Origin of the sequence: Acinetobacter sp. YH12135 (assembly GCF_013418565.1) — a bacterium.
In the GTDB taxonomy this organism is placed as follows: domain Bacteria; phylum Pseudomonadota; class Gammaproteobacteria; order Pseudomonadales; family Moraxellaceae; genus Acinetobacter; species Acinetobacter towneri.
The window spans coordinates 82,409-105,270 of the sequence record NZ_VPBU01000011.1; the positions used below are offsets into that span (position 1 = coordinate 82,409).

Below are 22,862 nucleotides of genomic sequence, written 5' to 3' on the forward strand. Positions count from 1 at the left end.
GTCTTTAGGCTTTCATTTCACTGTCCTTTAGTCTTACTGTTTTTTTTAGTTTTTACAGCCCTTTGCGGTTTAACCAGTCAAACAAGGACTGATACACTTCCGCGCGGACTTCTGGCGCAGAAAGCACCAAATCATGCACGCCATCTTCAATTTGGCAAAGCTGAATATCACCATGCATGTGATGCCCATATTTTTGCATATCTGCAACATCCAAAATTACGTCAGTGCGTTGCGCAATCTCATTCCATTGGCGTGGATAACTACTTTGACTCGCATGCATAATTAAGGTTGGTACACCCAAATGTACGCTAGCATGAATTTCTTTTTGCGCTTCATGAATTGCACGTACAAAACTTAATCGTACTTTAGGATAGCGTGGCTTTTTCCATTCCAAATTAAATAACCATTCACCATGATATTGTTTGTGTAGACTTGGTACATAAAATGGATTAAGGCGGCTTGGAAATTTCATTTCTGGCAGCAATTTGCCCAATTGGCTTAAACGAGGAATGCCGAATTTTTTCTCAATCTCGCTCATATTGAAATCATAAAAAGGGCTGTTGCACCATAAACCACGAATCAGTGGATGATTGGGATGATGTGCCACATATAACGTGGTGATTAATCCACCTGTTGAATGTCCCGCCAAAATCACTGAGTCATGTTCTTCTGCGGCAATTTGCTCAAGTGCAGCGGAAATTTCTGCATCATATTCAGACAAGCTGCGCACGTTGTACCAATGCTGATGTGACAAATGCGAACGCCCGTATTTGCGCAAATCTAAGGCATAAAAGTCGTAGCCGTGCTGATTAAACTGGTCTGCCATTTCTGTTTGAAAGAAATAGTCAATAAAACCATGAATATAAAGTACGGCTTTACGGGTTTCCTGTTCAGCTTTTTTGCGTACCAAGGTAGCAATCACTTTGCCTTCATAATCAGATGGAAAATCCAGCGTCATTTGTTGGTAATCTGCACCCAAAATATCAGGTTGATAGCTTGGTGTTGTTTTTTGTTTTTTGCTTAACAGCATAAGGTGCTCGTCATCCATTTTATTTTGTCTATATCCTTGATGAGCTGTGCGCATTTGTCAAATTGAATTATGCAAACTCTCTGCATCTATAACGGTTTAGTTTTATGCTGAGAGTTCATTTTGTTCTGAACAGCAAAAAAAGCAGAACGCATCTGAGATGGTTCTGCCAAAGGGAAGGATAAAAATAAAACAGCAACAGAGGAAAATTGAAAAAAGGATGGGAAATGCTGAGCAAATCGTGATTCACTCAGCAGGAGATTCAAATTACATCGCGGCTTTAAAAATTTCGACCACTTGTGCATGATTGGCTTTACGTGGGTTGGTGAGCATGCAGGCATCTTTTTGTGCATTTTCAGCCATAATCGCCAAGTCATCTTCTTTAACGCCTAACTCTGCTAAACCTGTTGGAATACCAATTGAGCTAGATAATTCACGAATTGCATCAATTGCGGCATAGGCGGCTTCTGTGGTAGTTAATCCATCAGTATTTACCCCCATCAGTTCTGCAATATCTGCATAACGCTCAGGGCAGGCAATCAGGTTAAACTCGCAAACATGCGGCAATAAAATTGCATTACATACGCCGTGCGGCAAGTTGTAGAAACCACCGAGTTGATGCGCCATGGCATGCACATAGCCTAATGAGGCATTGTTGAATGCCATACCTGCCAAATATTGCGCATAGCTCATGGCATCACGTGCTTCAATATTTTCACCATTTGCCACAGCAGGGCTGAGCCACTGGCTAATCATACGAATAGCTTTTTCCGCACAGGCATCGGTAATAGGATTGGCTGCAGTTGAAACGTAGGCTTCTACAGCGTGAGTTAAAGCATCCATGCCTGTTGCTGCGGTTAAACCTGCAGGTTTGGCAATCATGAGTTTTGGATCATCAATGGCGATGAGTGGTGTGCAGCGCCAATCGACAATTGCCATTTTAACGTGCGTGTCAGTGTTGGTAATGATACAGAAACGGGTCATTTCCGATGCTGTACCTGCTGTGGTGTTAATGGCAATTAGCGGGGTCATTGGCACGGTACTTTTATCAATGCCTTCATAATCACGAATATGCCCACCACCTGCGGTAACTAAGCCAATGCCTTTGGCGCAGTCATGTGAAGAACCACCACCTAAAGACACAATAAAGTCGCATTGATTGGCATTGTAGGCATCGACACCTTTATGTACGTTAATGTCGGTTGGGTTTGGCTCAGCACCTGCAAAGATATGGCTAGCAACGCCTGCTTCGTTGAGATAGCCTGCAATGGTATCGGCTACGCCAAATTTAAACAGTCCTTCATCTGTCACAATCAGGGCTTTTTTAGCACCTAAATTTTGCGCTCTTACGCCAATTTCTTTGGCACAACCAGGGCCGAAGAGAGACACACAAGGAATATAAAAACCGTTGGTTTGATCTGCAATATTTTTAAAAGCCATGCTCAGATTCCTTCTTGCATTGGGTATTGGAATAATGTGTTGTTATCGCGGTGTTGAACCGTGATTTGAGTATTCAATGCTTTGTGGTGAAATCCTACCTACCAAACACCAACCCTATTTTCTGAGTAAATAATGCAAACTAATCAATTGAAATTTATTTGTTTTTTAATGGGTTTTTATTTTTTCTGAAGTTGTGCGCAGGCTATAGGCAAGGGCTTAAATCTTGTTTATAGTGTTTTTGTATCTCTAATTTTAAGGTGTAGATACCGTTCACATAAATTTCAGGTGTAATTCAATTAATAAGTGGCTTAAGCTCGATTGAAGAATTGTCCACTTTTTGCAGATGGAAATAAAAAACAAAAAATAGGGATGTATCACGTGATGGGTCTAGTCGGTGCAATCAAATAAAAATAAGATGACACTTAGATAGACCGCACTTAAGCATGAGGAGCGTATATGCAGCCAATTTGCCAGCATAGCCAGTTGCATGCCGTTGCACAGCAATTGGTTCGTATTTCCAGTGTGGCCGCAGAAATCTATCAAGATCAAATGGATTTGGTTGGACATTTTACAGCACAAAATTTGTTTCGGATCGATCCTTTGCAGCATCGGGTTGAATTGCTAAACGGTCTATTTAGCCTTGAATTTTATCCGCCTAAATCTAACCCTAGTTTAATTCAGACGCAGTTTGAGTTTGCGGGGCTGCATCAAGAAGCGTTTGAAGATTTTTTTCTGCATGATTTACAGTTTCACACGGGCGATTTAAAGCCACAACACTCCTTATTTTTGCGTAATCAGGCGCAGCAATTACGACATCTGATTATGCAGCAAGCCTATATGTGGGTGGATGGTGCTGCACGTGTTCAACAGTTGCTGCTGCATTTAGATGGTGTACAGGCTCAGATTTTAGATCAAGCCTTGATTCAGTCTGATTATGCCCAACACGCTGTTTTTACAGGTGCTGTACAGCATGGTGCGGTCATTCCAGAGGAAACTTTGACTGCTTTATCTGCATTGTGTGCTTTAGAATTTATTGAGGGTGATACCTTTTTGCCTGTGCAAGCCTTAATGCACAGTTATGATGATTTTTGTTTTAGTGCAGCACAGTTTTTGCCTAAAGCCATGTATCGTATTTTGGCGGTGTCCTTTCCTGAGCGTTTTAATTTACAAGATTTAATTGACCATCAGGATGATATTCAGTTGTTGTATCGGCATGCCGAAGAACATGGTCATTTACTGGGTTTTGCCCGTTTAATGCACCGAGAAGTGTGGCAGCGTTCCGATGCATTGGCAAAACCGCATTTCTTAAAATCCTGTCCTTTAATTTGGCAAAAGAAGGTTGCCAAACTGCCGTTATTTGATTATCCACGAGCGGTGAACTGGCTGTTTAAACAGTCTGCACAAGTGTTGGATTGGCTCAGTTTAAATATGCAGCACACCAGTGTGCGGGTCGCAGTGACAGCGCTCAGTTTTGTCGATTGTAGTCAGGCACATCCACGGATTATTTTGGCAACTTTGCAATATTTTCAATATTCTGCGGCGCGTATGTTTATTCAAAGCTGTAATGTGTATGCGACACAGCAGGCGTGGTTTGCGCATGCACATAATGTCAGCCTAATGCCACATGGTGAAAAACAATCTGTAGATGATCCACGCGTTGCGATTAGTCCTTCCATTTTGTATTTGGATGAATGGATGAGTTTGCTAAAAACAGTGGCGCAGCAAGATGAGTATTTGGTGAAACATGTATTTAGACGTTTGAGTCGTGTCATGCAAAGTTATATGTTGTATTTACAGCAAATCACACAGGATTTACCACCCGCTTTGTTGGATTATATTCAGCCCGAGAGTCAGCAGCAGCGTGACTTTTATACGGTATTGCAGCGTTATCAGCTTCAACCCGATGATTTTAGGCAGCGTTTTTATTTACGGGCGCAGCATACGCGAGTTTCAGTGTTTGACAGTTATGTGCGTGACTATTTACTGGAATATTTTGCAGCGCATACGCATATTCCTAAAAGTCTGAGTTGGTTGGGGCTGTTTCATCAGGCGGTGCGTTGGCATCAACAAGTGTATAAAGCAGAGCTATTTGCCAAACTGAAAAAAGAAATTCCGTGTAGCACATGGCAGGCGAAAAGCCCGCAGCAAATATTGTACTTTTCAGGTTGGTGTTTTGAAGAACTGACCGATTTAGACCGTATTATTGAAGAATCGAAAAACTTTAAACACTGTTTGGCACTTAGCTATGCCAAGCTAATGAGTGAAGGGCAATATGTGGCTTTTCACATGGCATCGCCACATTATGCGCAGCAATTGACTCTGGGCTGTCATTTTCGGCAGGGGCAACTTGAATTTGATCAGTTGGAATATCCGAATAATCAAAAAGCGGAACAGTTACTGGTGACCATTGCAGAGCAGTTTATTGCATGGCTGAATCCACAATTGCCAGCTAAAGCATAAGACAACAGTTGTCGTATTCGCAGACTTGAGCCTTAACTTTTAGGCAAAAACTCGTTAGGCTATAGCCGTTCAGCAATGGTATAGGTCTTATGAAACAGGAAACTGCACTTAAACTTTTAAAAGCAGGCGAAAATGTCTTTTTAACAGGCTCTGCTGGTGCGGGTAAAACCTATACCCTGAATCAATACATCAATTATTTAAAAGCACGAAAAGTACCTGTAGCCATTACAGCATCTACAGGTATTGCTGCAACGCATATGAATGGCATGACCATTCACACGTGGGCAGGTATTGGTATTAAAGACTTTTTGTCCGATGCCGACCTAAAAAATATGAAAGAGCGCAAATATCTCAAAGAACATTTAGAAAATGCGCAAGTGTTGATTATTGATGAAATTTCGATGTTGCATGCCAAGCAACTGAATTTAGTCAATCAGGTTTTAAAATATTTTAAAGACAGTGATGAAGCCTTTGGCGGCATTCAGGTGATTGTTGCAGGAGATTTTTTCCAGTTACCGCCTGTAGGAAAAAACGATGAGCGCAATCGTGACAAGTTCTGTTTTATGTCAGAGGCGTGGGTCGAAGCTAAATTTCGAGTCTGTTATTTAACTGAGCAGCACCGTCAGGGCGACGATTATTTAAATGACATTCTCAATGCAATTCGTGCACAAAGTATTGATCATCAACATATTCAGGCTTTGGAGCACACCCGCCATCAAGATATTGGCGACACTTTCACACGTTTATATACGCACAATATGGACGTGGACAATATCAACTTTAAGCATCTGAATGAAATTGAAACTGAGAGCAAGCAGTTTGATGCCGTGTGTGATGGCAATGAAAAGTTGATTGAAACGCTGAAATCATCCGTACGTGCGCCTGAAATTTTAAATCTAAAAAAACATGCCAAAGTGATGTTTGTTAAAAACAACTTCGATATGGGCTATATCAACGGCAGTTTGGGCGAAGTGATTGGCTTTGAAGAAGATGACGATCACGGTATTTTGCCTAAAGTAAAATTGACCGATGGCACAGTATTACTGGTCGAGCCTGAAACTTGGTCGGTGGATAATGATGCAGGCAAAACCATTGCCAGTTTCCAGCAAATTCCGCTGCGTTTGGCATGGGCAATTACCATCCACAAATCACAAGGTATGACCTTAGAAGCGGCAGAAATCAATCTTAGCCATACTTTTGAAAAAGGGCAGGGTTATGTGGCGTTGTCACGATTAAAATCGTTAAGCGGTTTGCGTTTATTGGGATTTAATAGCCAAGCTTTGGAACTCGACAGTTTAGCGATTAAGGCTGACCGCCGTTTTCAGGAATTGTCTGAAGAAGCTGAAACGCACTATGAGCTGTTGGATTTAACACCACAACATAATGCATTTATTCGTCACTGTGGTGGCACGTTGAACGAAACCGAAATTTTGCGCAATGAAAAGAAAATTGCCAAAGGTGGAAAAACCAATTATGCGACTGCCACGTTAGATGAAACCCGCGCTTTATTTGAAGAAGGTTATGATATTCAGGATATTGCAGTAGAGCGAGGTTTAACTCCTGCAACTATTATCAACCATTTGGCACGTTTGCAAAAAGAACAAAATCTGGATATTTCAGTGGCACATCCAGGTGAAGAAGTGGTGGAAGAGGTCCGTAAAATTTATAAGCGATTAATGAAGCGTCAAAATGCAGAGCACTTCAGCGATGATGGCGCAATTAAACTGCGCCCGATTGTTGAAGCGACTAGTCCACGCATGGGCTATGATCAGGTGCGTTTAGCATTGCTGTTTATTCAGTAGTTTAGTCATTTGGATAATGATGACTTATACTGCAATTCTGCATTAAAAATGCCCGCTTAACGTCACATAAAATACTATCGTTTTGAGAAAAACTTCGGTTAAACTGCCATCACTGTAAGCCTTAAAATATAATATTCGGTATGGCATTTACACCGTGGTACACATTTCGAAAATTTGTCTATAACAACTTACACGACGATGACTATGAAACATGGTTTAGTCGTTGCATTAACTATTTTTTAATTTTACTGATTTTAGGCAATGCCAGTGCGGTTATTTTAGAGTCGGTGAATGATGTCTATCTTGCCTATCAGGTATTTTTTGACCATTTTGAAAACTTTTCCATCGCAGTGTTTACGCTTGAATATTTGCTGCGGATTTGGAGTATTGCCGAAAAAGACCCGTTTATTTCGCCGTGGAAACAGCGTGTAAAATGGCTTACCAGCGGTGGGGCAATTATAGATTTGTTGGCGATTCTACCTGCTTATATTAACTTCTTTGTGCATCTAGATTTACGGTTCCTAAGAATTTTACGTTTGCTGCGTTTGTTAAAACTGACACGTTACTTTGTATCATTGCAAATTTTATTAAGAGTGATCGAACGGGAAAAAGGATCATTTCAGGCAGTCATTTTTATTCTCTCTATTATGATTGTGATGTCTGCCGCAGGTGTGTATGTGGTGGAAAGCAAGGCACAGCCTGAAGCCTTTAGCTCAATTCCCGCTTCGATGTGGTGGGCAGTGGTGACTTTAACCACAGTCGGTTATGGCGATGTCACACCAATTACCCCTTGGGGCAGAATTTTAGGTGCGTTAATTACGGTATTGGGTGTCGGCTTGGCAGCATTGCCTGCAGGTATTTTAGCCACAGGTTTAGCCAACGAACTTGAACAACGTAAGCAGCATTTAGGGTTGAAATTTAGAGAGCTATTGCAAAATAGTGAGATTGATCTGTTAAATGATCAAGAAAAAATTGAAGATTTACGCAAACAAGTCGGTTTAACCACTGAGCAAACCCAAGATATTTTATTGCAGTTAATTCGTGAGCGTCGTGAAGAAGAGCTGCGTTTAGAACAGGAGCCTTATAAATACTGCCCACATTGTGGAGAGAAGTTGTCGGAGTAAGCGAGGCTTGGGTTAAGAATTTCAATTCTAGTTTGGCTCTGCACGTTGGAAGCCTAAAACATGCTTGCTGAAAGCCATATTATTTTTATGGAATTGTATTGATTTCGTAGTAAATATCATCGAATAAAAACTAAGATGAAGAAAACTCATTATTTACATGCTAAGATTAAATTAATTCATTATTAAATTGAATCATGTTTGGCTTTGTTTCTTATTTTGCAAAATAAAAATGCGACCTAGGTCTAAACATGCAGTCAATAACTTGAAAAACTAGGAACAAGCAATGCTTGAAATTCGCCACTTAAAAACGCTATCAGCCCTGCGTGAACATGGTTCTTTGGTTGCTGCCGCCAATGATTTATGTCTGACGCCATCTGCCATTTCTCATCAACTCAAAGAACTAGATCATTGGTATGGCGTAGAAGTGGTGAACCGTCGTAGTCGCCCTGTGACATTTTCCAATGTCGGACAGCGTTTATTGAAACTGGCGGATGATGTCCTGCCACAAATTCAAATCACCCAAACTGATATTACCCGCATTGTGCATGGTCAAACGGGGCGAATTATTTTTTCTTCGGAATGTCATAGTTGCTTTGACTGGTTGATGCCGCTGCTGAATCAATATCGTCAGCAATACCCTGATGTAGATTTAGATTTTGCTTCAGGTTTTGAAGCCAATCCGCATGAATTATTGCAAAACGCAGAATTTGATTTATTGATTACCGCAGACCCGATTGCCTTAAAAGGTATCGAATATTTTCCAATTTTTGAATATGAATCGCGTTTGGTGTTGTCAAATACTCATCCTTTAGTACGTGCCGAGCGCATTACCGTACAGGAGTTGGCAGAAGAAACCCTGATTACCTATCCTGTCGATAAACACCGTTTAGATATTATGTCTAAGCTATTCATTCCAGCCAATATTCAGCCAAAAGCTATTCGTACTACAGATTTAACCCAAATGTTGATTCAACTGGTGGCGAGTGGGCGAGGGATTGGCGCATTGCCAGATTGGGTGGTGAATGAATATGAGCAAAAAGGCTGGGTAACTTCACGTCGTTTAGACTGCGTTGCTGCGGGAGGATTACGCCGTACCTTGTATGCGGGTTATCGTAGCGAAGAAAAAGAAAAGTGCTATTTTGAAGGCTTTTTGAAGCAATTAGAGAAATTTTCCCAAAAACGCACGCAGTATTATTCAAGTTAAAAATCGTACGATCAGCATCGTAAAGAGAATGCTAATTTATCGCTAAAAACACTAAGCTCATCTAAATCTCCACTAAAAACAGTGAGATGTTCTTGCTAAGCTTGCCTTGCGAAAATTAAGGGAGAGCGCAGTGAGTTCGGTACGTTGGCTGACAAAGGATTTGTGGATTGTTGCTGCGGGTTTTATGGCAGCAATGCATATTGGCAAGTTGCCACCGACTGTACCCATCCTACAAGCTGAACTCGGAATTAGTTTGGTTCAGGCAGGTTTTTTGCTGTCTTTGGTACAAGCTGCGGGCATGTCTTTGGCGTTGTTGCTAGGCAGTTATACCGCAAAAATTGGCTTAAAACGCTGTGTACTTTTGGGTTTGTCTTTATTGGCAGGTGCAAGTTTTGTTGGTGGTTTTGTACATAGCTTTTCCGCACTATTAAGTCTGCGTGTAATTGAAGGTTTTGGCTTTTTACTGATTACACTCAGCGGCCCTGCATTTATTCGTCAACTGGTTGCAGTGGAGCAGTTGCCTGCCAAAATGGGGCTGTGGAGTGCCTATATGGGCGGTGGGATGGGTATTGGTTTACTAAGTACGCCGTTTTTACTGCCCATCTTGGATTGGCAAGGCGTGTGGATGTGTTTGGGATTGTTATCCTTTGCGCTCGCAATCATCATTTATAAAGCCGTACCAAGTGTGCAGATCAGCACGCAAGCCATTGCCATCTTTGAACTGATTAAAAGCACTTTGAGCCATCCACCCGCATGGATATTGGCTTTGGTTTTTGGTGTTTATGCAGGGCAGTGGTTCAGTTTGGTGGGTTTTTTGCCGACCATTTATCAGCAATATCAAATATCTTTACAAACCGCAGGTGTGCTCACAGCTATGGTTGCAATGGCAAATGCGGTGGGTACATTTGTATGTGGGTTGTTATTACAGCGTGGGCTGAGAGCGCAAGTGTTGATGCAAATGGGTTTTGCGGTATTGATGCTATGCGCACTGAGTTTTTATATTTTGCGTGATGTTTTACCATTCATTGTGCAGTTTTTATTGGTCATCCATTTCTCTTTATTTGGTGGTTTAGTCGCAGCTGTGGTATTTGCGCAAGTACTTAATTTTGCACCACAACCGATTGCGATTAGTACCACCGTAGGTTTGGTGTTGCAGTGCTCGGCAATTTCACAATTTTTATTGCCGCCTGTGGTCGCAGCTATCGTATCTGCCACAGGAACATGGCTTTGGGTTGGTATTTTAATGGCCGTTTTATCTGCAATGGGAATGATATTAACATCTATCTTGTTTCGCAAAGTGGCTTAGATTTGGATGGTTTTTATTGAAATTGGTTGATACAAGACGATGAATTCAAGCAAAACCATCTAAACCAAGCGTCCCTAAATCTATGTTAAGAATAGCCAATAAACAAGGTGAGAATTCCTGCTGCAATCAGTGGTCCCACAGGCACGCCACGTAGCACAGCAACACCTGCGACTGTACCAATCAATAAGCCTGCGACCACATCAGGCTGATTGGTCATGAGCTTGACACCACGCCCGCCTAACCATGCCACAAAAACACCAATTGCAATCGCAAGTAAAGATTTCCAACTCAGGAAAGATTTTAGAATTGCTTCGCCTGGAAGTTTGCCACTGGCAATGGGTGTCAGTACGCCAATGGTGAGAATGATAATGCCCAGATTTAAGCCATGCTGCTGCAATAGTGGGAAAAATTCACTTAGCGGCGTAATTCTAAAAACAATCAGTACTGCTGCGGCAATGGTCACAGCCGTATTTTGGCTAAAAATACCGCATGCGAGTAGAACGATCAGCACCATCAGGTTAAGGTCTAATTGAGAGAGCATGGTGATCCATAAAAGGGGAAATAAATTGGAAAAGTGCAGCTATTGTAACTGTTTTGAACTACAAGCGGGCAAGGTACGCAATGTGTTCAGAATTTACGGTGTATTTGGTTTAGAATAGCAGCAAATATATTTATACTTTTTATCATTAGGTCGCTCATCATGTTGTTGGAAAAAATGTTGCAATCACAAGGCTTTGGATCACGTAAACATTGCCAACAACTCATTAAAAATGGTGCAGTCACCATTATGGGCGAAACCCAGACCAATCCTAAATTCGCGATAAAAATTGCGCCTGAAACGGTTTTGCAATTTTCGGTGTATGGGGAAAATTATCAATATCGTGAAAAGGTCTATATCGCCTTACATAAACCACAAGGCTATGAGTGTTCGCATCAGGCGACCCATCATTTTAGTGTGTTTGACTTGTTTGATGATGTATTGCTGAATCGTGGTTTGCAGTGTGTTGGACGCTTAGATCAGGACACCACAGGGCTGTTATTGCTGACGGATGATGGACAGTTTTTACAAGCATTGACCCATCCTAAAAAGCATGTGGCAAAAGTGTATGCTATGCACACCGCAGACCCGATTAATGCAACACAAATCCAGCAACTTGAGCAGGGTGTCGCATTGCGCAATGAATCAGGGACATTTGCTGCAACAGAGGTACAACAGCTTGCTGAACATGAATTGCAGATGACCATTCATCAAGGTGTTTATCACCAAGTTAAACGTATGCTGGCAGCAGTGGGCAATAAAGTAGAACAATTACATCGTCAGCAAGTTGGTGCATTAAACTTGACTGATTTGGCTTTAGATGTGGGTGAATGGATGTATTTAAGCCCTGAACATGTCGAGTTGGCAAAAAGCCGTATGGAATAACATGAGTTTAGCTGAGCTTTCATCAATAGCTTATGAGCAATGGCTTGGGCTAGGTTAAATTTAAATCCATTGTCTAACTCTGCAATCGTCAGATCAGATGACTATTTTAAAAAGCAGTGATAGGTTTGAAATTCATCATCTTTGACAAAACCCATCTTTTCATACAATTGGTGGGATTGGTAATTACTTTTCTGTGTTTCAAGGCTAATCCGTAGCGCATTTTCATGTCGTGCAAATAAAATTGCAGTATCAATGAGCTGTTTGGCCGAACCTTGTCGTCTAAAAACAGGGGTGACATAAACGTCATCTAAAATATAGTAGGTCGAGCAGGCAACCGAAGAAAAGCCTAAATAAAGTAATACAAATCCAGTGATTTTTTGATCTTTGATATGAATGAAAATCACACTTTCCTGATTTTCAAAACGCTGTTTTAAGAATGCTGCTGAAAGGCTTAAATTCGAGGATGCACCATAAAACTGACGATACTCATCGAACAATACAGCAAGCTGGTCTAAGTCTTCTAAAGTGGCACGTCTTACAATCATTACGATACTCCATGCTTTTTTATTGTCCTTGCATGAAGCATAGCTAAGTTTTTAAAGTAAATTTTTAAAGAATTGTTTAAAAATGCAACACTGTTAATTTTTGTCAGTTTCACCCAAAATTGCATTGAGTTCATCAAACAAGTCTAGATGTTCATCATCCAGTTCAAAATCTTCAACACTATTATTGCCAGTTACAGATGCTTCATTGCTTGGGGTTGCATCCACTAGCGTTGCTTTTTGCTCTTGTTTTAATTTGCGTAACTTAATCAATTGTTCCAGATTAATATTCTGATTTTCAATTGAAAAGGGAATTGATTTAGTCAGCACGACTTGCTTAAAAAACAAACGTACCGCTTGCGCAGGCGTAATCCCCAACTGTTTAAACACAGCAAAGGCTTGTTTTTTCTCTTGAGAGTCCAAGCGTACTTGATAGACTTCAGTTTTTCTCATAATTTTTAATAGAAGGAAATAGATTTAAATTTTAGCAATATTGTAAACAATTCATTTGTAATTTCAATATGACTACAACGAAAATCCACTATTTTGTAATGACAAACATATTACAATGTCAATTCTTGCTGTGCGCTAAAGTGGAATTGTTGCTGGCTAATCGGGTCAAAAAAACTTAAATGCTTGGCAAGCAATTGTAGCGGTGCAGAAAAATCATCTGCTTGTTTGTGCTGTAAAATGGGATAAAACGGGTCGTTCTTAATCGCAATACCTAAGCTATTTAAATGCACACGCAGTTGGTGCTGCTTGCCTGTTGTAGGCTTTAATTCATATTTTGCCCATGTTTGATTATGTTCAAGCAAACGAATTTCTGTTTCGCTGTTAGGTGTGCCTGCCACGACGTGCATCAAATAAAAAGGTTCACCTTTTTCCATGCGTAATTGCACAGTACATGGTAGTGACAAATTAGCTTGATAAGGCGCAATGGCATGGTAGGTTTTTTGCACCTGACGTTCTGCAAATAATTGCTGATACACCGCCCGAGTTTCTGGTTGTTTGGAAAACAGCACCACACCCGCAGTTTCGCGGTCTAAACGATGAATAGGTGTGAGCTGCTCATTCTGTGTTTGTTTTTTTAAGCGTACTAATAAGGTTTCTTGTACATATTGCCCTGTAGGGCTCATGGTCAAAAAATGTGGTTTATCTACAACCAATAAGTGTTCATTTTCAAATAAAACTTGATGCTGAAAAGGCACGGCAACTTCATGCGCTAAAAAACGATAATAAAAAATATCCTGATGTGCGCTATAAGGTGTATCTAAATCTAAACGCTTGCCTTCGGCATCATAAACCAGACCATCCTCAAAGCGTTGCAGCCATTCCTGTGCAGAAATATGGGCAAACTGGGCACATAAATAACGAAAAATTGATTCAGGCTGTGTGCTTAATTTGGGTAAATGCAATTTGCTGGCGCTCACACCATCTAGCATGGGTGGAACAAAGGTGTTGGGATGAGTCGACTTCATCTGCAAATTGCTCATATTCAGGTGTGAGAGTTTCTTTTTCATCATATTGAAAATAGCCTAAGCAGTTTGGGTGCTAAGCTTAACAATCTTGATTCATTGCCTTGTCTAAAATTGTTATAAATTGTCCACATTTACACAGTTTTATCCATCAGTACATAGGCTTTAAAGCAGTGCGATGCTATCATAATTGGTCTTTTGAATCATGTCGTGAGCGTTATGCAGTATTCATTTAATTTGGCTTTAAATAATGAGCAAGATACCCAAAATCTGGCGCAGGTTTTGGCAACGCATTTTCGGTCGGGTGTGATTTATTTAATTGGTGATTTAGGCGCAGGAAAAACCACTTTATCGCGTTATTTTCTACAGCATTTGGGGCATCAGGGCGCGGTTAAAAGCCCGACTTACACCTTGGTGGAACCTTATCAAATACAAGGACAAGATATTTTTCATTTTGATTTATATCGTTTAAATGATCCTTATGAATTAGAGCTGATGGGCATTCGTGATTATTTAGAAACCCCAAATGCCTTGTTTTTATTTGAATGGCCATCAAAAGGTGGCGATGAAATTCCGCCCGCAGACTTGATCATTGAAATTAAAAAATCGGAAGATGAATTAAGCCGTACAGCAATGCTAAGTTCGTCTTCGGTTGCATTACAACAAGCTTTGGAGCAACAATTTAATCATGCCTAATGATGTGTTAAATCTACGTCGGATCCACACGCTTGAACCTGCCTTAGCCAACCAAATTGCTGCGGGTGAGGTAATTGAGCGTCCTGCCTCTGTGGTCAAAGAGTTACTAGAAAACTCCATTGATGCAGGTGCAACCGAGCTGATTATTCGTGTGGCACAAGGCGGCAGTACACTCATTGAAATTATTGATAATGGTCGTGGCATTCATGCTGAAGATTTGCCTTTGGCGGTGACTCGTCACGCGACCAGTAAAATTCAAACGGCTGATGATTTACATGCTATTGTCAGTTTAGGCTTTCGTGGTGAAGCACTGGCATCAATTGCAGCAGTATCGCGTTTGACTTTGGTCAGTAGCCAAACTGAAGATGGTGTCGGTTATCAGGTCGAAGTCAATGGCACTGCCTTTGACCATCAAGATATTCAGGCCGTTGCTGCACAAAAAGGCACACATATTCGGGTACAGGATTTATTTTTTAATGTGCCTGCACGACGTAAATTCCTGAAAAAAGCGGGTACAGAATTCGGACATATTGAAGAAATTGTGCGTCGTTTGGCACTCACACATTTCGATATTCGTTTTGTTTTGGAACACAACGACAGCATCAAACTGAATTTACCCATTGCAGACAGTGGCGAATTGCGTTTTCAGCGCGTGCAGCAACTTTTAGGACGAAACTTTGTCGAAAATGCCTATTGGATAGATGCTGACAGTGTCACCATGCACTTATCGGGTTGGTTGGGGCATCCTTCCGATGCACGTTCGCAAGCCGACTTGCAGTATGTGTATGTGAATGGGCGCATTGTAAAAGACAAGACCATCTCCCATGCTTTGCGTATGGCATACGAAGGTATTTTGCATGGACATCAGCATGCTGCGTATTTACTGTTTTTAGAGGTTGAGCCTGAAAATATTGATGTCAATGTGCATCCGACCAAGCATGAAATTCGCTTTTTAAATCAGCGGGAAGTGCATGAGTTTGTACGACATTATGCCAAAGAAACCTTGGCGCAATTTCAAACTGCAACAGCAGATTTAGCCACTGCTATGAAAGCTGATCCTGTCGAACAAGCTGCGCCTTATGTGGTGCAACCGCGTTATCAGGAACAATTTTTACTGCACAAACATGCCGAGGCAAATCCTTACAATTCCGCTGACGATGCAGTAGATGCGTACACGATGCAGCCCGCTTCACAAGCGGGAAGTGAGTTACTTACCGATTTTAATCAGAGTCAGCCGCAGACAGTTCAATATAACCGACCTGTGCAGAGTAATTATCAAGGTTCGCAACAGCTCAACAATGCTTTAAAAAGCTATCTCGCGCCTTTACGTGATCTAGATCAAGACTCAGCCAATCTTACGCAAACAAACACAACACCTGCGGTGGATGAGCATCCGCTCGGCATTGCAATTGCGCAATTGCATGGTATTTACATTCTGGCGCAAAATAGTGAAGGCTTGATTATTGTAGATATGCATGCCGCCCATGAACGAATTGTGTTGCAACAGATGAAAGCCGCTTGGGATAAACCTGAGTTTTGGACTTCGCAGCAATTGCTGATCCCCAAAGTTATCAGCATTAGCCGCATGCAAGCCATGCGGGTGGATGATTTAAAAGAACAATTGGCACGACTGGGCTTGGAAATAGACCAATATGGCGATGAACAGGTCATTGTGCGCGGTGTGCCCGCGATTTTGCATAAGGCAGATTTTGCCGAATTAATTCCTGAATTACTTGATGATTTAGACCCGAATGATGAGGCGCAAGCCTTGTTGCAAAAGCGTGATCATATTTTGGCGGGAATGGCATGTCATAGTGCAGTACGTGCACATCGGATGTTAAGTCTTTCTGAAATGAATGCCTTATTGCGTCAAATGGAACAAACCGAATTTGCTAGCCAATGTAATCATGGTCGCCCGACTTGGCGTGCCTTTCCATTGGCACAACTAGATAAACTTTTTGCTCGAGGAGAGTAGCGTTACATGTCAAATCAATTGCCGGTCATCAATTTAATGGGACCAACTGCAAGCGGTAAAACTGCTTTGGCATGTGAGCTGTATGAATTGGGGCATTTTGAGCTGATTTCAGTCGATTCTGCGCTAGTTTATCGAGATATGGATATTGGTACAGCCAAACCAACTAAAGAGGAACAGGCGCGTTATCCGCATCATTTGATTGATATTATCAGCCCGTTTGAAGTGTATTCTGCTGCACAATTTGTCGAAGATGCCTGCGCCTTGATTGACGATATGCACGCGATAGGAAAAACCCCAATTTTAGTGGGCGGAACCATGCTGTATTTTAAGGCATTGCTTGAAGGTTTATCTTCAAATTTACCCAGTGCCAATTACCAAGTACGTGCTGAAATTGAAGATAAAGCCGCGCGTGAAGGTTGGGAGGCTGTATATGCAGAATTATGTGCGGTAGATGCATTGGCGGGACAAAAGTTTAAAGTGTCCGATAAGCAACGTATTATTCGTGCTTTGGAAGTTTATAAATTAACAGGCACACCAATTACCCAATTGCAAGCAGAACAACCTAAAAATGTACCATATCGTTACACTTTTCATAACCACGCCTTAGTGCCTGATCGGGTAGAATTACATCAGCGTATTGAAAAACGCTTAGAGATCATGTGGGAAATGGGTTTTTTAAATGAGGTGCGTCATCTTATTGAAAAATACGATTTAGATGCAAATTTACCTTCCATGCGCTCTGTCGGTTATCGTCAAGCTTTAGAGTTTTTACAAAAAGGTGATGAAAGTCGCGGAAAAATGCAGGAAATGGAGGATAAGGCGCTATTCGCAACACGACAACTTGCGAAACGTCAATATACTTGGCTCAGATCGTTGCAAGAATCGCATAAATTTCACACATATTTTACGATAAAGCAGGCTCAAGAAGACTTGCGAAACTGGTACGGATAAAGCAAAATTTACACACTGTCTTTTTTATAATTTTTAATTGAAAAATAAAGATAGTTTTTGCGCTGATTTTTAATTATTTTTGGAGTTATAACATGTCTAAAGGTCAAACTTTACAAGATCCGTTCTTAAATTCTCTCCGTAAAGAACGTATTCCTGTTTCTATCTTCCTTGTGAACGGTATCAAGCTACAAGGTCATATTGAATCTTTTGACCAATATGTTGTTTTATTGAAAAACACGGTAAGCCAAATGGTTTACAAACATGCAATTTCTACAGTTGTTCCTGCACGTAATCCACGTCCAGCGGGTGCACCAGCAGGCGGTCAAGGCGCAGGCTTCGGTGGTCAAGGTGGTGGCTTCGGTGGTCAAGGTGGTGGCTTCGGTGGTCAAGGCGGCTTCGGTGCTCAAGGTGGTGGCTTTGGCGGTCAAGGTGGCTTCGGTGGTCAAGGTGGTGGCTTCGGTAGTCAAGGTGGCGGCTTCGGCGGTCAAGGTGGCTTCGGTGGTCAAGGTGGCGGCTTCGGTGGTCAAGGTGGCTTCGGTGGTCAGTCTGCAAGCGGTTTTGACAACGATTCTAAATTTGAAGAATCTCAAGAAGACGACAACAATCGTTAATTGATATTCTGAAAAAAAGCCTCTCATTTTGAGAGGCTTTTTTTATGTCTTACTCTTTTTCTGGTCAATTTACATACTCTGATTTATAAGCTTAAGTGTAAGCGTGTGCTGAACCTCATACCTATTTTTTGATTTTGGTCGGGTTGCCACTGATTTGGCAGGGTAATCCTCCCATAAATAAGTGCCCACTAAAATTTAAGTGGACACTATTGGGGCATTGCATTTTAGCGAAAGTGGGGGTTCACTGGATGCTTACTGCTTATAGTCTCTTTATGCAATCGTGCCCATCTAAAATTATTCAATTATTTGAAAATCATTGAGATCTGCCTGAATAGATTTTGGATTATTTGCGTATACAAATTCTGCATTTGTATACAACCAGCCTATTTGACCTTGCTGATTAAAGCGTTTATTCAAATATTTAAGGATAGGAGTATTTGAGAAAATCTCTTCTGAAAATACTTTAAATTCTCCTACATCTAGCTCTTCACTATCTTTCATAAATAATAAGCCATTTTTTTTAGTGGCAGATATATCTAAAGAGCGACTAACTAAACGATACCCATCCTTAGCCTGAGCATTTATCATACTTTGCAATGCTAAAGCACGTTCAAGTCTTGTACTCTCTGTTGGATAATCTTTGTATCGATATGTGTAGGTACCATTATGTTTACTACTATTTATACAAGTTACTATCTTAGGTTGATTTTCTTTATTATCTAAAATTTCTACATGATTTCCTGTAAAGTATTGTTTAAATTGAATAATGCGACAACCTTCTTGACCTAATTTATTAAGTACATTTATTAATTGATTAGTGTCAACAAGTGGGGAAAGATAACCACTATCATAAGTGTATGATGCATTATCATTTTCATTTTTTAAAAAATAGTCTTTAAAATTTAAGTCAGTAGAAGGCCTTACAGAATGAAGAAATTGGTATCCAGATTTTCCATTCTCATTAAGATTACTTAACCATGAAAAATAGATATTGCTAATAGAGCTTGCAGTTCGATCAGACACAATAGCAGAGTAGCGAGTATTCTGATTAGCTAACTTCATATAGCTATTTACAGTTTGATTTCCATACACCTTATTATTGTATGCGACAATTTTATATCCATTTTTCCCCATTTCATTAAGCTGAGATAGGAATGCAGTACTACTGGTTGAATTGTAAGCGTCCGCTGAACACACCTTCTGAATTCATCCTATAAGCCTTAATTTAGTCCCCACTTAGAAACAAGTGGGGACTAAAATTTATGACTACAAATCATCAGACATCCATCGCATCTCTTGCGAAAAAACGAAGAACATACAGTGCTGAATTTAAACAGCAGATCGTTCAGGCTTGTAAAGCACCGGACGTTTCAATTGCTTCAGTCGCTTTGCAACATGGATTGAATACAAATCTTGTATCCAAATGGATTCGCTTAATTGATGCTAAGCCAGGGAGTGATCGCTCACCACTACCGAATAAACCTGCATTTATTGCCTTATCTTGCTCTGCACCATTAGATCCTACTCCTACTGACATGTTAAAAGTTCAAATTACTTTACCCCACTCAAAAGCAGAAATTGGCTTGAAATGGCAAGTATCAGAAATACCTGCCTTGGCAGAATTACTCAAGGTGCTGGCAACATGATCCGTATCGATGAAATCTGGCTTTCTACCCAACCTCTGGATATGCGAGCAGGGATGGATACTGTCATGGCTCAGGTGGTGAGAGCCTTTGGCTACATTAAACCGCATTGTGCTTACCTGTTCTGTAATAAACGTGGCCATCGCATGAAAGTGCTGGTACATGATGGACTGGGCATCTGGCTGTGTGCCCGGCGGCTGGAACAGGGAAAATTCCACTGGGCTAAAGTTCACCAGGGTGAAAGCGTAGCTCTCAACCCGGAACAGTTACAGGCATTAATCCAGGGTTTGCCTTGGCAGCGCATTGGACGACAGCAGGTGGTCACGATGCTCTAAACCAAGCTCGGCTATTCTGCCATCCTCCAAACGTTCTATTTCATTCTTCTCATGACCTCAGGCATACTGCGGTCATGAATACGCTGCCAGATTTAAGCCAACTGACCCATGAACAACTGCTGGAATTCACCCGGCAGTTGGCGATGCAGCATCAACAACTCGCAGAAGATAAACAACAATTAGATGCTCAAGTTCAACATCTGGAAGTATCAAATCAACAATTAGATGCCAAAGTTCAACATCTTGAAGTCACCAATCAGCAATTAGATTCTAAAGTTCAGCATCTTTCTATTCTCAATCAAAAATACGAGCATGAACTGGCGCTGTTTAAACAGCATAAATTCGGCAGTAAAAACGAACATCTCACCGCAAAACAAATCCATCTGTGGGATGAGGCGGTCGAAGAAGATATCGCAGCCGTTGATCTGGAATTAGAACGATTAAATGCAGATAAAACCCATGCAGGGACACAGAAAGCCACAGTCAACAAACCTAAACGTCGACTGCTACCCGATCATCTACACACCATCCGTATTGAGCATGAACCTGCATCAACCCAATGCAGTTGTGGCTGCCAGTTACGTCGTATCGGCGAAGATATCAGTGAAAAACTGCATTTCAGACCGGCACAGTTCTATAAGGAACAGCATGTACGTGGCAAATGGGTCTGTGATCAGTGCGACACCCTGACTCAGCAAGCGATGCCCGCCTATGTGATTGATAAAGGTATTGCCAGTCCTGAACTGCTCAGCCATGTGCTGGTATCGAAGTATGCCGATCATTTGCCGCTGTACCGTCAGCGCCTGATCTATCAGCGGGCTGGCATTGATCTGTCCAGATCCACGTTATCTGACTGGATTGGTCGCTGCGGTGTGGAACTGGAACCTCTGGCCAATGCCTTAAAACAGGTGGTGCTGCAACAGCGGGTGATCCATGCCGATGAAACGCCGGTCACCATCATGCGGATGGGTGAGAATGATAAAAAACCGAAGAAAGGTTATGTCTGGGCCTATGCCACTACACAGTACAATCCAGTTCAAGCCGTGATCTATGACTTTCAGGATAGTCGTTCAGGTCAGCATGCTGAAGCGTTCCTGAAAGACTGGCAGGGCCATCTGGTCTGTGATGATTACAGCGGTTATAAAGCACGCTTTAAATCAGGTCAGGTCATTGAGGTGGGCTGCATGGCGCATGCGCGTCGTAAATTCCATGAACTGCATGTGACCAAAAAAAGTCAGGTCGCTGAACAGGCATTAGTGCTGATTCAGAAACTGTATGCCATAGAAGCAGAACTCAGGAAAAAGACCGATGGTACAGCAGAACAGCGCCGCGAATACCGACAACAGCATAGTCAACCGGTGATGCAACAACTGTATGAATGGCTCAACCAACATCAACTGACTGTGCCATCGAGTTCTCCAACCGCCAAGGCGATCAATTACACTCTGAAGCGTTGGCCAGCTTTAAGCCGCTATCTGGATGATGGCAATCTACCGATTTGCAATAACTGGGTGGAAAACCAGATGCGCCCCTGGGCGTTGGGACGTAAGAACTGGTTATTTGCAGGTTCGCTGCGCAGCGGTCAGCGAGCAGCCAATATTATGACATTAATCCAGTCAGCAAAGCTGAATGGGCTGGATCCCTATGCCTATTTAAGTGATGTGCTGAAAAGGTTGCCGACACATAAAGTGACTCAGATTGAAGAATTGCTACCACACCGCTGGAAACCTAAATCGAATTAAAAAATAGGCATGGGGTTCAGCGGACGCTTACGTTGAATTAACCGCATCTACATTTAAAAAATTTGCTGTTGTAATAAGGGTCTTAGGTTTTTCTGCAGTAAATAATCCGACATTACTTTTTACATAACAGCGATTATCCTTGTAGGGGTTAGATATAGAATTCCTTTCTAACTTAATGTAAGCAGGATTATTACTAGTTGAATTAATAATACAAAATGAGTCATCATTTAAAAAAGTTAAGACTCTATTTTCTTCTGAAGTTGTGCTATATTTTTGATATTTAACAGGATAGTAAAAGAAATTATCATATTTAATACCAGTTTTAATATCTTTTAGTATTAGATCTCCAAGTAATTGATAACGCTTGCTAACCAATTCACCTCCACACATTTTTAGAGATGGATCCGTAAATTTGAACAACTCCTATAAGTGATATTCTGCTCCTCAAATGATGTTATAAACATCAATATATGGAGTATTTTATGGCACGTAGACCAAGAAGAAATCATTCAAATGATTTTAAAGCTAAGGTAGCACTTGCTGCGATTAAAGCAGAAAAAACACTTGCTGAATTGAGTGCTGAATTTGATGTTCATCAAAACCAAATTATTGACTGGAAAAATCAATTGATCTCAGCTTCCTCGCAAGCTTTCGATCAATCAAAAGCTCCAACAGAACCACCCATCGATCTAAAAAAACTACATGCAAAAATCGGTGAGCAGGCATTAGAAATTGATTTTTTAGAAGGTGTGTTGAAGAAACTGGGCCGCTTCAACCACAAAAGTTAATCGACGACTCACTTCAGATTTCAGTATCTAAACAAGCTAAGCTGCTGAAAGTCTCCCGTGGTTGTTATTATTATCGCCCAAAACCTGTGAGTGCATCAGATCTGAAGCTGATGCGATGTATTGATGAATTACATATGCAATATCCTTTTGCAGGCAGTCGTATGATGCGTGATTTGTTGAATCGTCAAGGACATCATATAGGACGACGTCATACACGTACTTTAATGAAGAAAATGGGTATTCAGGCGTTATATTGCAAACCAAATTTAAGCCAGGCTAATCAAGCTCACCGTAAATATCCATATCTGCTCAAAGGAT

Annotated in this window: 21 protein-coding genes and 1 pseudogene; 14 read left to right on the top strand and 8 right to left on the bottom strand. The window is 41.3% G+C overall.

Features of this window, described 5'->3' with window-relative positions; all coding sequences use genetic code 11:
• Positions 1–52: 52 nt before the first annotated feature.
• Together FTU70_RS08125 and FTU70_RS08130 are read right to left on the bottom strand one after the other, a co-directional pair.
• A complete protein-coding gene (locus FTU70_RS08125; protein ID WP_180060427.1) occupies positions 53–1,048 on the bottom strand; it encodes an alpha/beta hydrolase in 996 nt (331 codons plus the stop codon).
• 246 nt (positions 1,049–1,294) lie between these two features.
• Positions 1,295–2,467: an iron-containing alcohol dehydrogenase gene (locus tag FTU70_RS08130; protein ID WP_180060428.1), complete on the bottom strand. Its 1,173-nt coding sequence runs from the start codon at positions 2,465–2,467 to the stop codon at positions 1,295–1,297.
• A gap of 456 nt (positions 2,468–2,923) precedes the next feature.
• Here FTU70_RS08130 and FTU70_RS08135 point away from each other — a divergent pair, with 456 nt between their 5' ends.
• From FTU70_RS08135 to FTU70_RS08155, 5 genes are all read left to right on the top strand, one after another.
• Positions 2,924–4,927 carry a hypothetical protein gene (locus FTU70_RS08135; protein ID WP_131261628.1) on the top strand — a complete coding sequence of 668 codons (2,004 nt, stop codon included), beginning with the start codon at positions 2,924–2,926 and terminating at the stop codon, positions 4,925–4,927.
• Between the two features lie 89 nt (positions 4,928–5,016).
• Entirely contained in the window at positions 5,017–6,729 is a 1,713-nt protein-coding gene (locus FTU70_RS08140) for an AAA family ATPase (RefSeq protein WP_179990130.1), read from the top strand.
• Between the two features lie 140 nt (positions 6,730–6,869).
• Positions 6,870–7,853, top strand: a complete 984-nt coding sequence (locus tag FTU70_RS08145) for an ion transporter (RefSeq protein ID WP_096901190.1) — start codon at positions 6,870–6,872, stop codon at positions 7,851–7,853.
• A gap of 283 nt (positions 7,854–8,136) precedes the next feature.
• On the top strand, positions 8,137–9,057 hold the full coding sequence (locus FTU70_RS08150; protein ID WP_131261626.1) for a LysR family transcriptional regulator: 921 nt from the start codon (positions 8,137–8,139) through the stop codon (positions 9,055–9,057).
• Positions 9,058–9,187: 130 nt separating this feature from the next.
• The gene (locus FTU70_RS08155; protein ID WP_154320808.1) at positions 9,188–10,363 is read left to right on the top strand and encodes a CynX/NimT family MFS transporter; all 1,176 of its coding nucleotides are present in this window, start codon (positions 9,188–9,190) and stop codon (positions 10,361–10,363) included.
• An 85-nt stretch (positions 10,364–10,448) separates the two neighbouring features.
• On the opposite strand, the gene FTU70_RS08160 is transcribed toward FTU70_RS08155, so the two are convergent.
• Positions 10,449–10,904: a DUF441 domain-containing protein gene (locus FTU70_RS08160; protein ID WP_004976854.1), complete on the bottom strand. Its 456-nt coding sequence runs from the start codon at positions 10,902–10,904 to the stop codon at positions 10,449–10,451.
• 159 nt (positions 10,905–11,063) lie between these two features.
• Between FTU70_RS08160 and FTU70_RS08165 the strand changes: the two genes are divergently transcribed.
• On the top strand, positions 11,064–11,786 hold the full coding sequence (locus tag FTU70_RS08165) for a pseudouridine synthase (protein WP_131261624.1): 723 nt from the start codon (positions 11,064–11,066) through the stop codon (positions 11,784–11,786).
• 101 nt (positions 11,787–11,887) lie between these two features.
• Here the strand turns inward: FTU70_RS08165 and FTU70_RS08170 are convergent, their stop codons facing one another.
• The 3 genes from FTU70_RS08170 to FTU70_RS08180 all read right to left on the bottom strand — a co-directional run bounded on the left by FTU70_RS08170 (position 11,888) and on the right by FTU70_RS08180 (position 13,806).
• Positions 11,888–12,331 carry a GNAT family N-acetyltransferase gene (locus FTU70_RS08170; RefSeq protein WP_004976850.1) on the bottom strand — a complete coding sequence of 148 codons (444 nt, stop codon included), beginning with the start codon at positions 12,329–12,331 and terminating at the stop codon, positions 11,888–11,890.
• A gap of 93 nt (positions 12,332–12,424) precedes the next feature.
• Entirely contained in the window at positions 12,425–12,781 is a 357-nt protein-coding gene (locus tag FTU70_RS08175; protein WP_004976848.1) for a type II toxin-antitoxin system RelB/DinJ family antitoxin, read from the bottom strand.
• Between the two features lie 110 nt (positions 12,782–12,891).
• Positions 12,892–13,806: a pseudouridine synthase gene (locus tag FTU70_RS08180; protein ID WP_154320807.1), complete on the bottom strand. Its 915-nt coding sequence runs from the start codon at positions 13,804–13,806 to the stop codon at positions 12,892–12,894.
• Between the two features lie 216 nt (positions 13,807–14,022).
• Here FTU70_RS08180 and tsaE point away from each other — a divergent pair, with 216 nt between their 5' ends.
• The 4 genes from tsaE (at position 14,023) to hfq (ending at position 18,036) form a co-directional block, all read left to right on the top strand.
• A complete protein-coding gene (tsaE, locus tag FTU70_RS08185) occupies positions 14,023–14,499 on the top strand; it encodes a tRNA (adenosine(37)-N6)-threonylcarbamoyltransferase complex ATPase subunit type 1 TsaE (RefSeq protein ID WP_179988740.1) in 477 nt (158 codons plus the stop codon).
• Positions 14,492–16,474 carry a DNA mismatch repair endonuclease MutL gene (mutL, locus tag FTU70_RS08190; RefSeq protein ID WP_004976842.1) on the top strand — a complete coding sequence of 661 codons (1,983 nt, stop codon included), beginning with the start codon at positions 14,492–14,494 and terminating at the stop codon, positions 16,472–16,474. Before tsaE ends, mutL begins: the two co-directional genes overlap by 8 nt.
• 6 nt (positions 16,475–16,480) lie before the next feature.
• Positions 16,481–17,425 carry a tRNA (adenosine(37)-N6)-dimethylallyltransferase MiaA gene (miaA, locus tag FTU70_RS08195; RefSeq protein ID WP_180060429.1) on the top strand — a complete coding sequence of 315 codons (945 nt, stop codon included), beginning with the start codon at positions 16,481–16,483 and terminating at the stop codon, positions 17,423–17,425.
• A 92-nt stretch (positions 17,426–17,517) separates the two neighbouring features.
• Positions 17,518–18,036 carry an RNA chaperone Hfq gene (hfq, locus tag FTU70_RS08200; protein ID WP_180060430.1) on the top strand — a complete coding sequence of 173 codons (519 nt, stop codon included), beginning with the start codon at positions 17,518–17,520 and terminating at the stop codon, positions 18,034–18,036.
• A 294-nt stretch (positions 18,037–18,330) separates the two neighbouring features.
• On the opposite strand, the gene FTU70_RS08205 is transcribed toward hfq, so the two are convergent.
• Positions 18,331–19,233, bottom strand: a complete 903-nt coding sequence (locus FTU70_RS08205; protein ID WP_373685329.1) for a PT dipeptide repeat lipoprotein — start codon at positions 19,231–19,233, stop codon at positions 18,331–18,333.
• A 65-nt stretch (positions 19,234–19,298) separates the two neighbouring features.
• Here FTU70_RS08205 and FTU70_RS08210 point away from each other — a divergent pair, with 65 nt between their 5' ends.
• The 3 genes from FTU70_RS08210 (at position 19,299) to FTU70_RS08220 (ending at position 21,756) form a co-directional block, all read left to right on the top strand.
• Entirely contained in the window at positions 19,299–19,682 is a 384-nt protein-coding gene (locus FTU70_RS08210) for a transposase (RefSeq protein WP_004828545.1), read from the top strand.
• Positions 19,679–20,014, top strand: coding sequence for an IS66 family insertion sequence element accessory protein TnpB (gene tnpB / locus FTU70_RS08215; protein ID WP_004828548.1), 336 nt, complete (start codon positions 19,679–19,681; stop codon positions 20,012–20,014). The genes FTU70_RS08210 and tnpB overlap by 4 nt, the downstream gene beginning before the upstream one ends.
• 74 nt (positions 20,015–20,088) lie before the next feature.
• Entirely contained in the window at positions 20,089–21,756 is a 1,668-nt protein-coding gene (locus FTU70_RS08220) for an IS66 family transposase (protein WP_180060432.1), read from the top strand.
• 27 nt (positions 21,757–21,783) lie between these two features.
• On the opposite strand, the gene FTU70_RS08225 is transcribed toward FTU70_RS08220, so the two are convergent.
• Positions 21,784–22,131, bottom strand: coding sequence for a hypothetical protein (locus FTU70_RS08225; RefSeq protein ID WP_180060433.1), 348 nt, complete (start codon positions 22,129–22,131; stop codon positions 21,784–21,786).
• A 95-nt stretch (positions 22,132–22,226) separates the two neighbouring features.
• Here FTU70_RS08225 and FTU70_RS08230 point away from each other — a divergent pair.
• A pseudogene (locus FTU70_RS08230) lies at positions 22,227–22,862 on the top strand (IS3-like element ISAba14 family transposase); the annotation flags it as partial.

Excerpts from the sequence above, each read along its gene's own strand:
- FTU70_RS08125 (WP_180060427.1), bottom strand. The coding sequence starts at position 1,048 with ATGGATGACGAGCACCTTATGCTGTTAAGCAAAAAACAAAAAACAACA.
- FTU70_RS08130 (WP_180060428.1), bottom strand. The coding sequence starts at position 2,467 with ATGGCTTTTAAAAATATTGCAGATCAAACCAACGGTTTTTATATTCCT.
- FTU70_RS08135 (WP_131261628.1), top strand. The coding sequence starts at position 2,924 with ATGCAGCCAATTTGCCAGCATAGCCAGTTGCATGCCGTTGCACAGCAA.
- FTU70_RS08140 (WP_179990130.1), top strand. The coding sequence starts at position 5,017 with ATGAAACAGGAAACTGCACTTAAACTTTTAAAAGCAGGCGAAAATGTC.
- FTU70_RS08145 (WP_096901190.1), top strand. The coding sequence starts at position 6,870 with ATGGCATTTACACCGTGGTACACATTTCGAAAATTTGTCTATAACAAC.
- FTU70_RS08150 (WP_131261626.1), top strand. The coding sequence starts at position 8,137 with ATGCTTGAAATTCGCCACTTAAAAACGCTATCAGCCCTGCGTGAACAT.
- FTU70_RS08160 (WP_004976854.1), bottom strand. The coding sequence starts at position 10,904 with ATGCTCTCTCAATTAGACCTTAACCTGATGGTGCTGATCGTTCTACTC.
- FTU70_RS08165 (WP_131261624.1), top strand. The coding sequence starts at position 11,064 with ATGTTGTTGGAAAAAATGTTGCAATCACAAGGCTTTGGATCACGTAAA.
- FTU70_RS08170 (WP_004976850.1), bottom strand. The coding sequence starts at position 12,331 with ATGATTGTAAGACGTGCCACTTTAGAAGACTTAGACCAGCTTGCTGTA.
- FTU70_RS08175 (WP_004976848.1), bottom strand. The coding sequence starts at position 12,781 with ATGAGAAAAACTGAAGTCTATCAAGTACGCTTGGACTCTCAAGAGAAA.
- FTU70_RS08180 (WP_154320807.1), bottom strand. The coding sequence starts at position 13,806 with ATGAAGTCGACTCATCCCAACACCTTTGTTCCACCCATGCTAGATGGT.
- tsaE (WP_179988740.1), top strand. The coding sequence starts at position 14,023 with ATGCAGTATTCATTTAATTTGGCTTTAAATAATGAGCAAGATACCCAA.
- mutL (WP_004976842.1), top strand. The coding sequence starts at position 14,492 with ATGCCTAATGATGTGTTAAATCTACGTCGGATCCACACGCTTGAACCT.
- miaA (WP_180060429.1), top strand. The coding sequence starts at position 16,481 with ATGTCAAATCAATTGCCGGTCATCAATTTAATGGGACCAACTGCAAGC.
- hfq (WP_180060430.1), top strand. The coding sequence starts at position 17,518 with ATGTCTAAAGGTCAAACTTTACAAGATCCGTTCTTAAATTCTCTCCGT.
- FTU70_RS08210 (WP_004828545.1), top strand. The coding sequence starts at position 19,299 with ATGACTACAAATCATCAGACATCCATCGCATCTCTTGCGAAAAAACGA.
- tnpB (WP_004828548.1), top strand. The coding sequence starts at position 19,679 with ATGATCCGTATCGATGAAATCTGGCTTTCTACCCAACCTCTGGATATG.
- FTU70_RS08220 (WP_180060432.1), top strand. The coding sequence starts at position 20,089 with ATGAATACGCTGCCAGATTTAAGCCAACTGACCCATGAACAACTGCTG.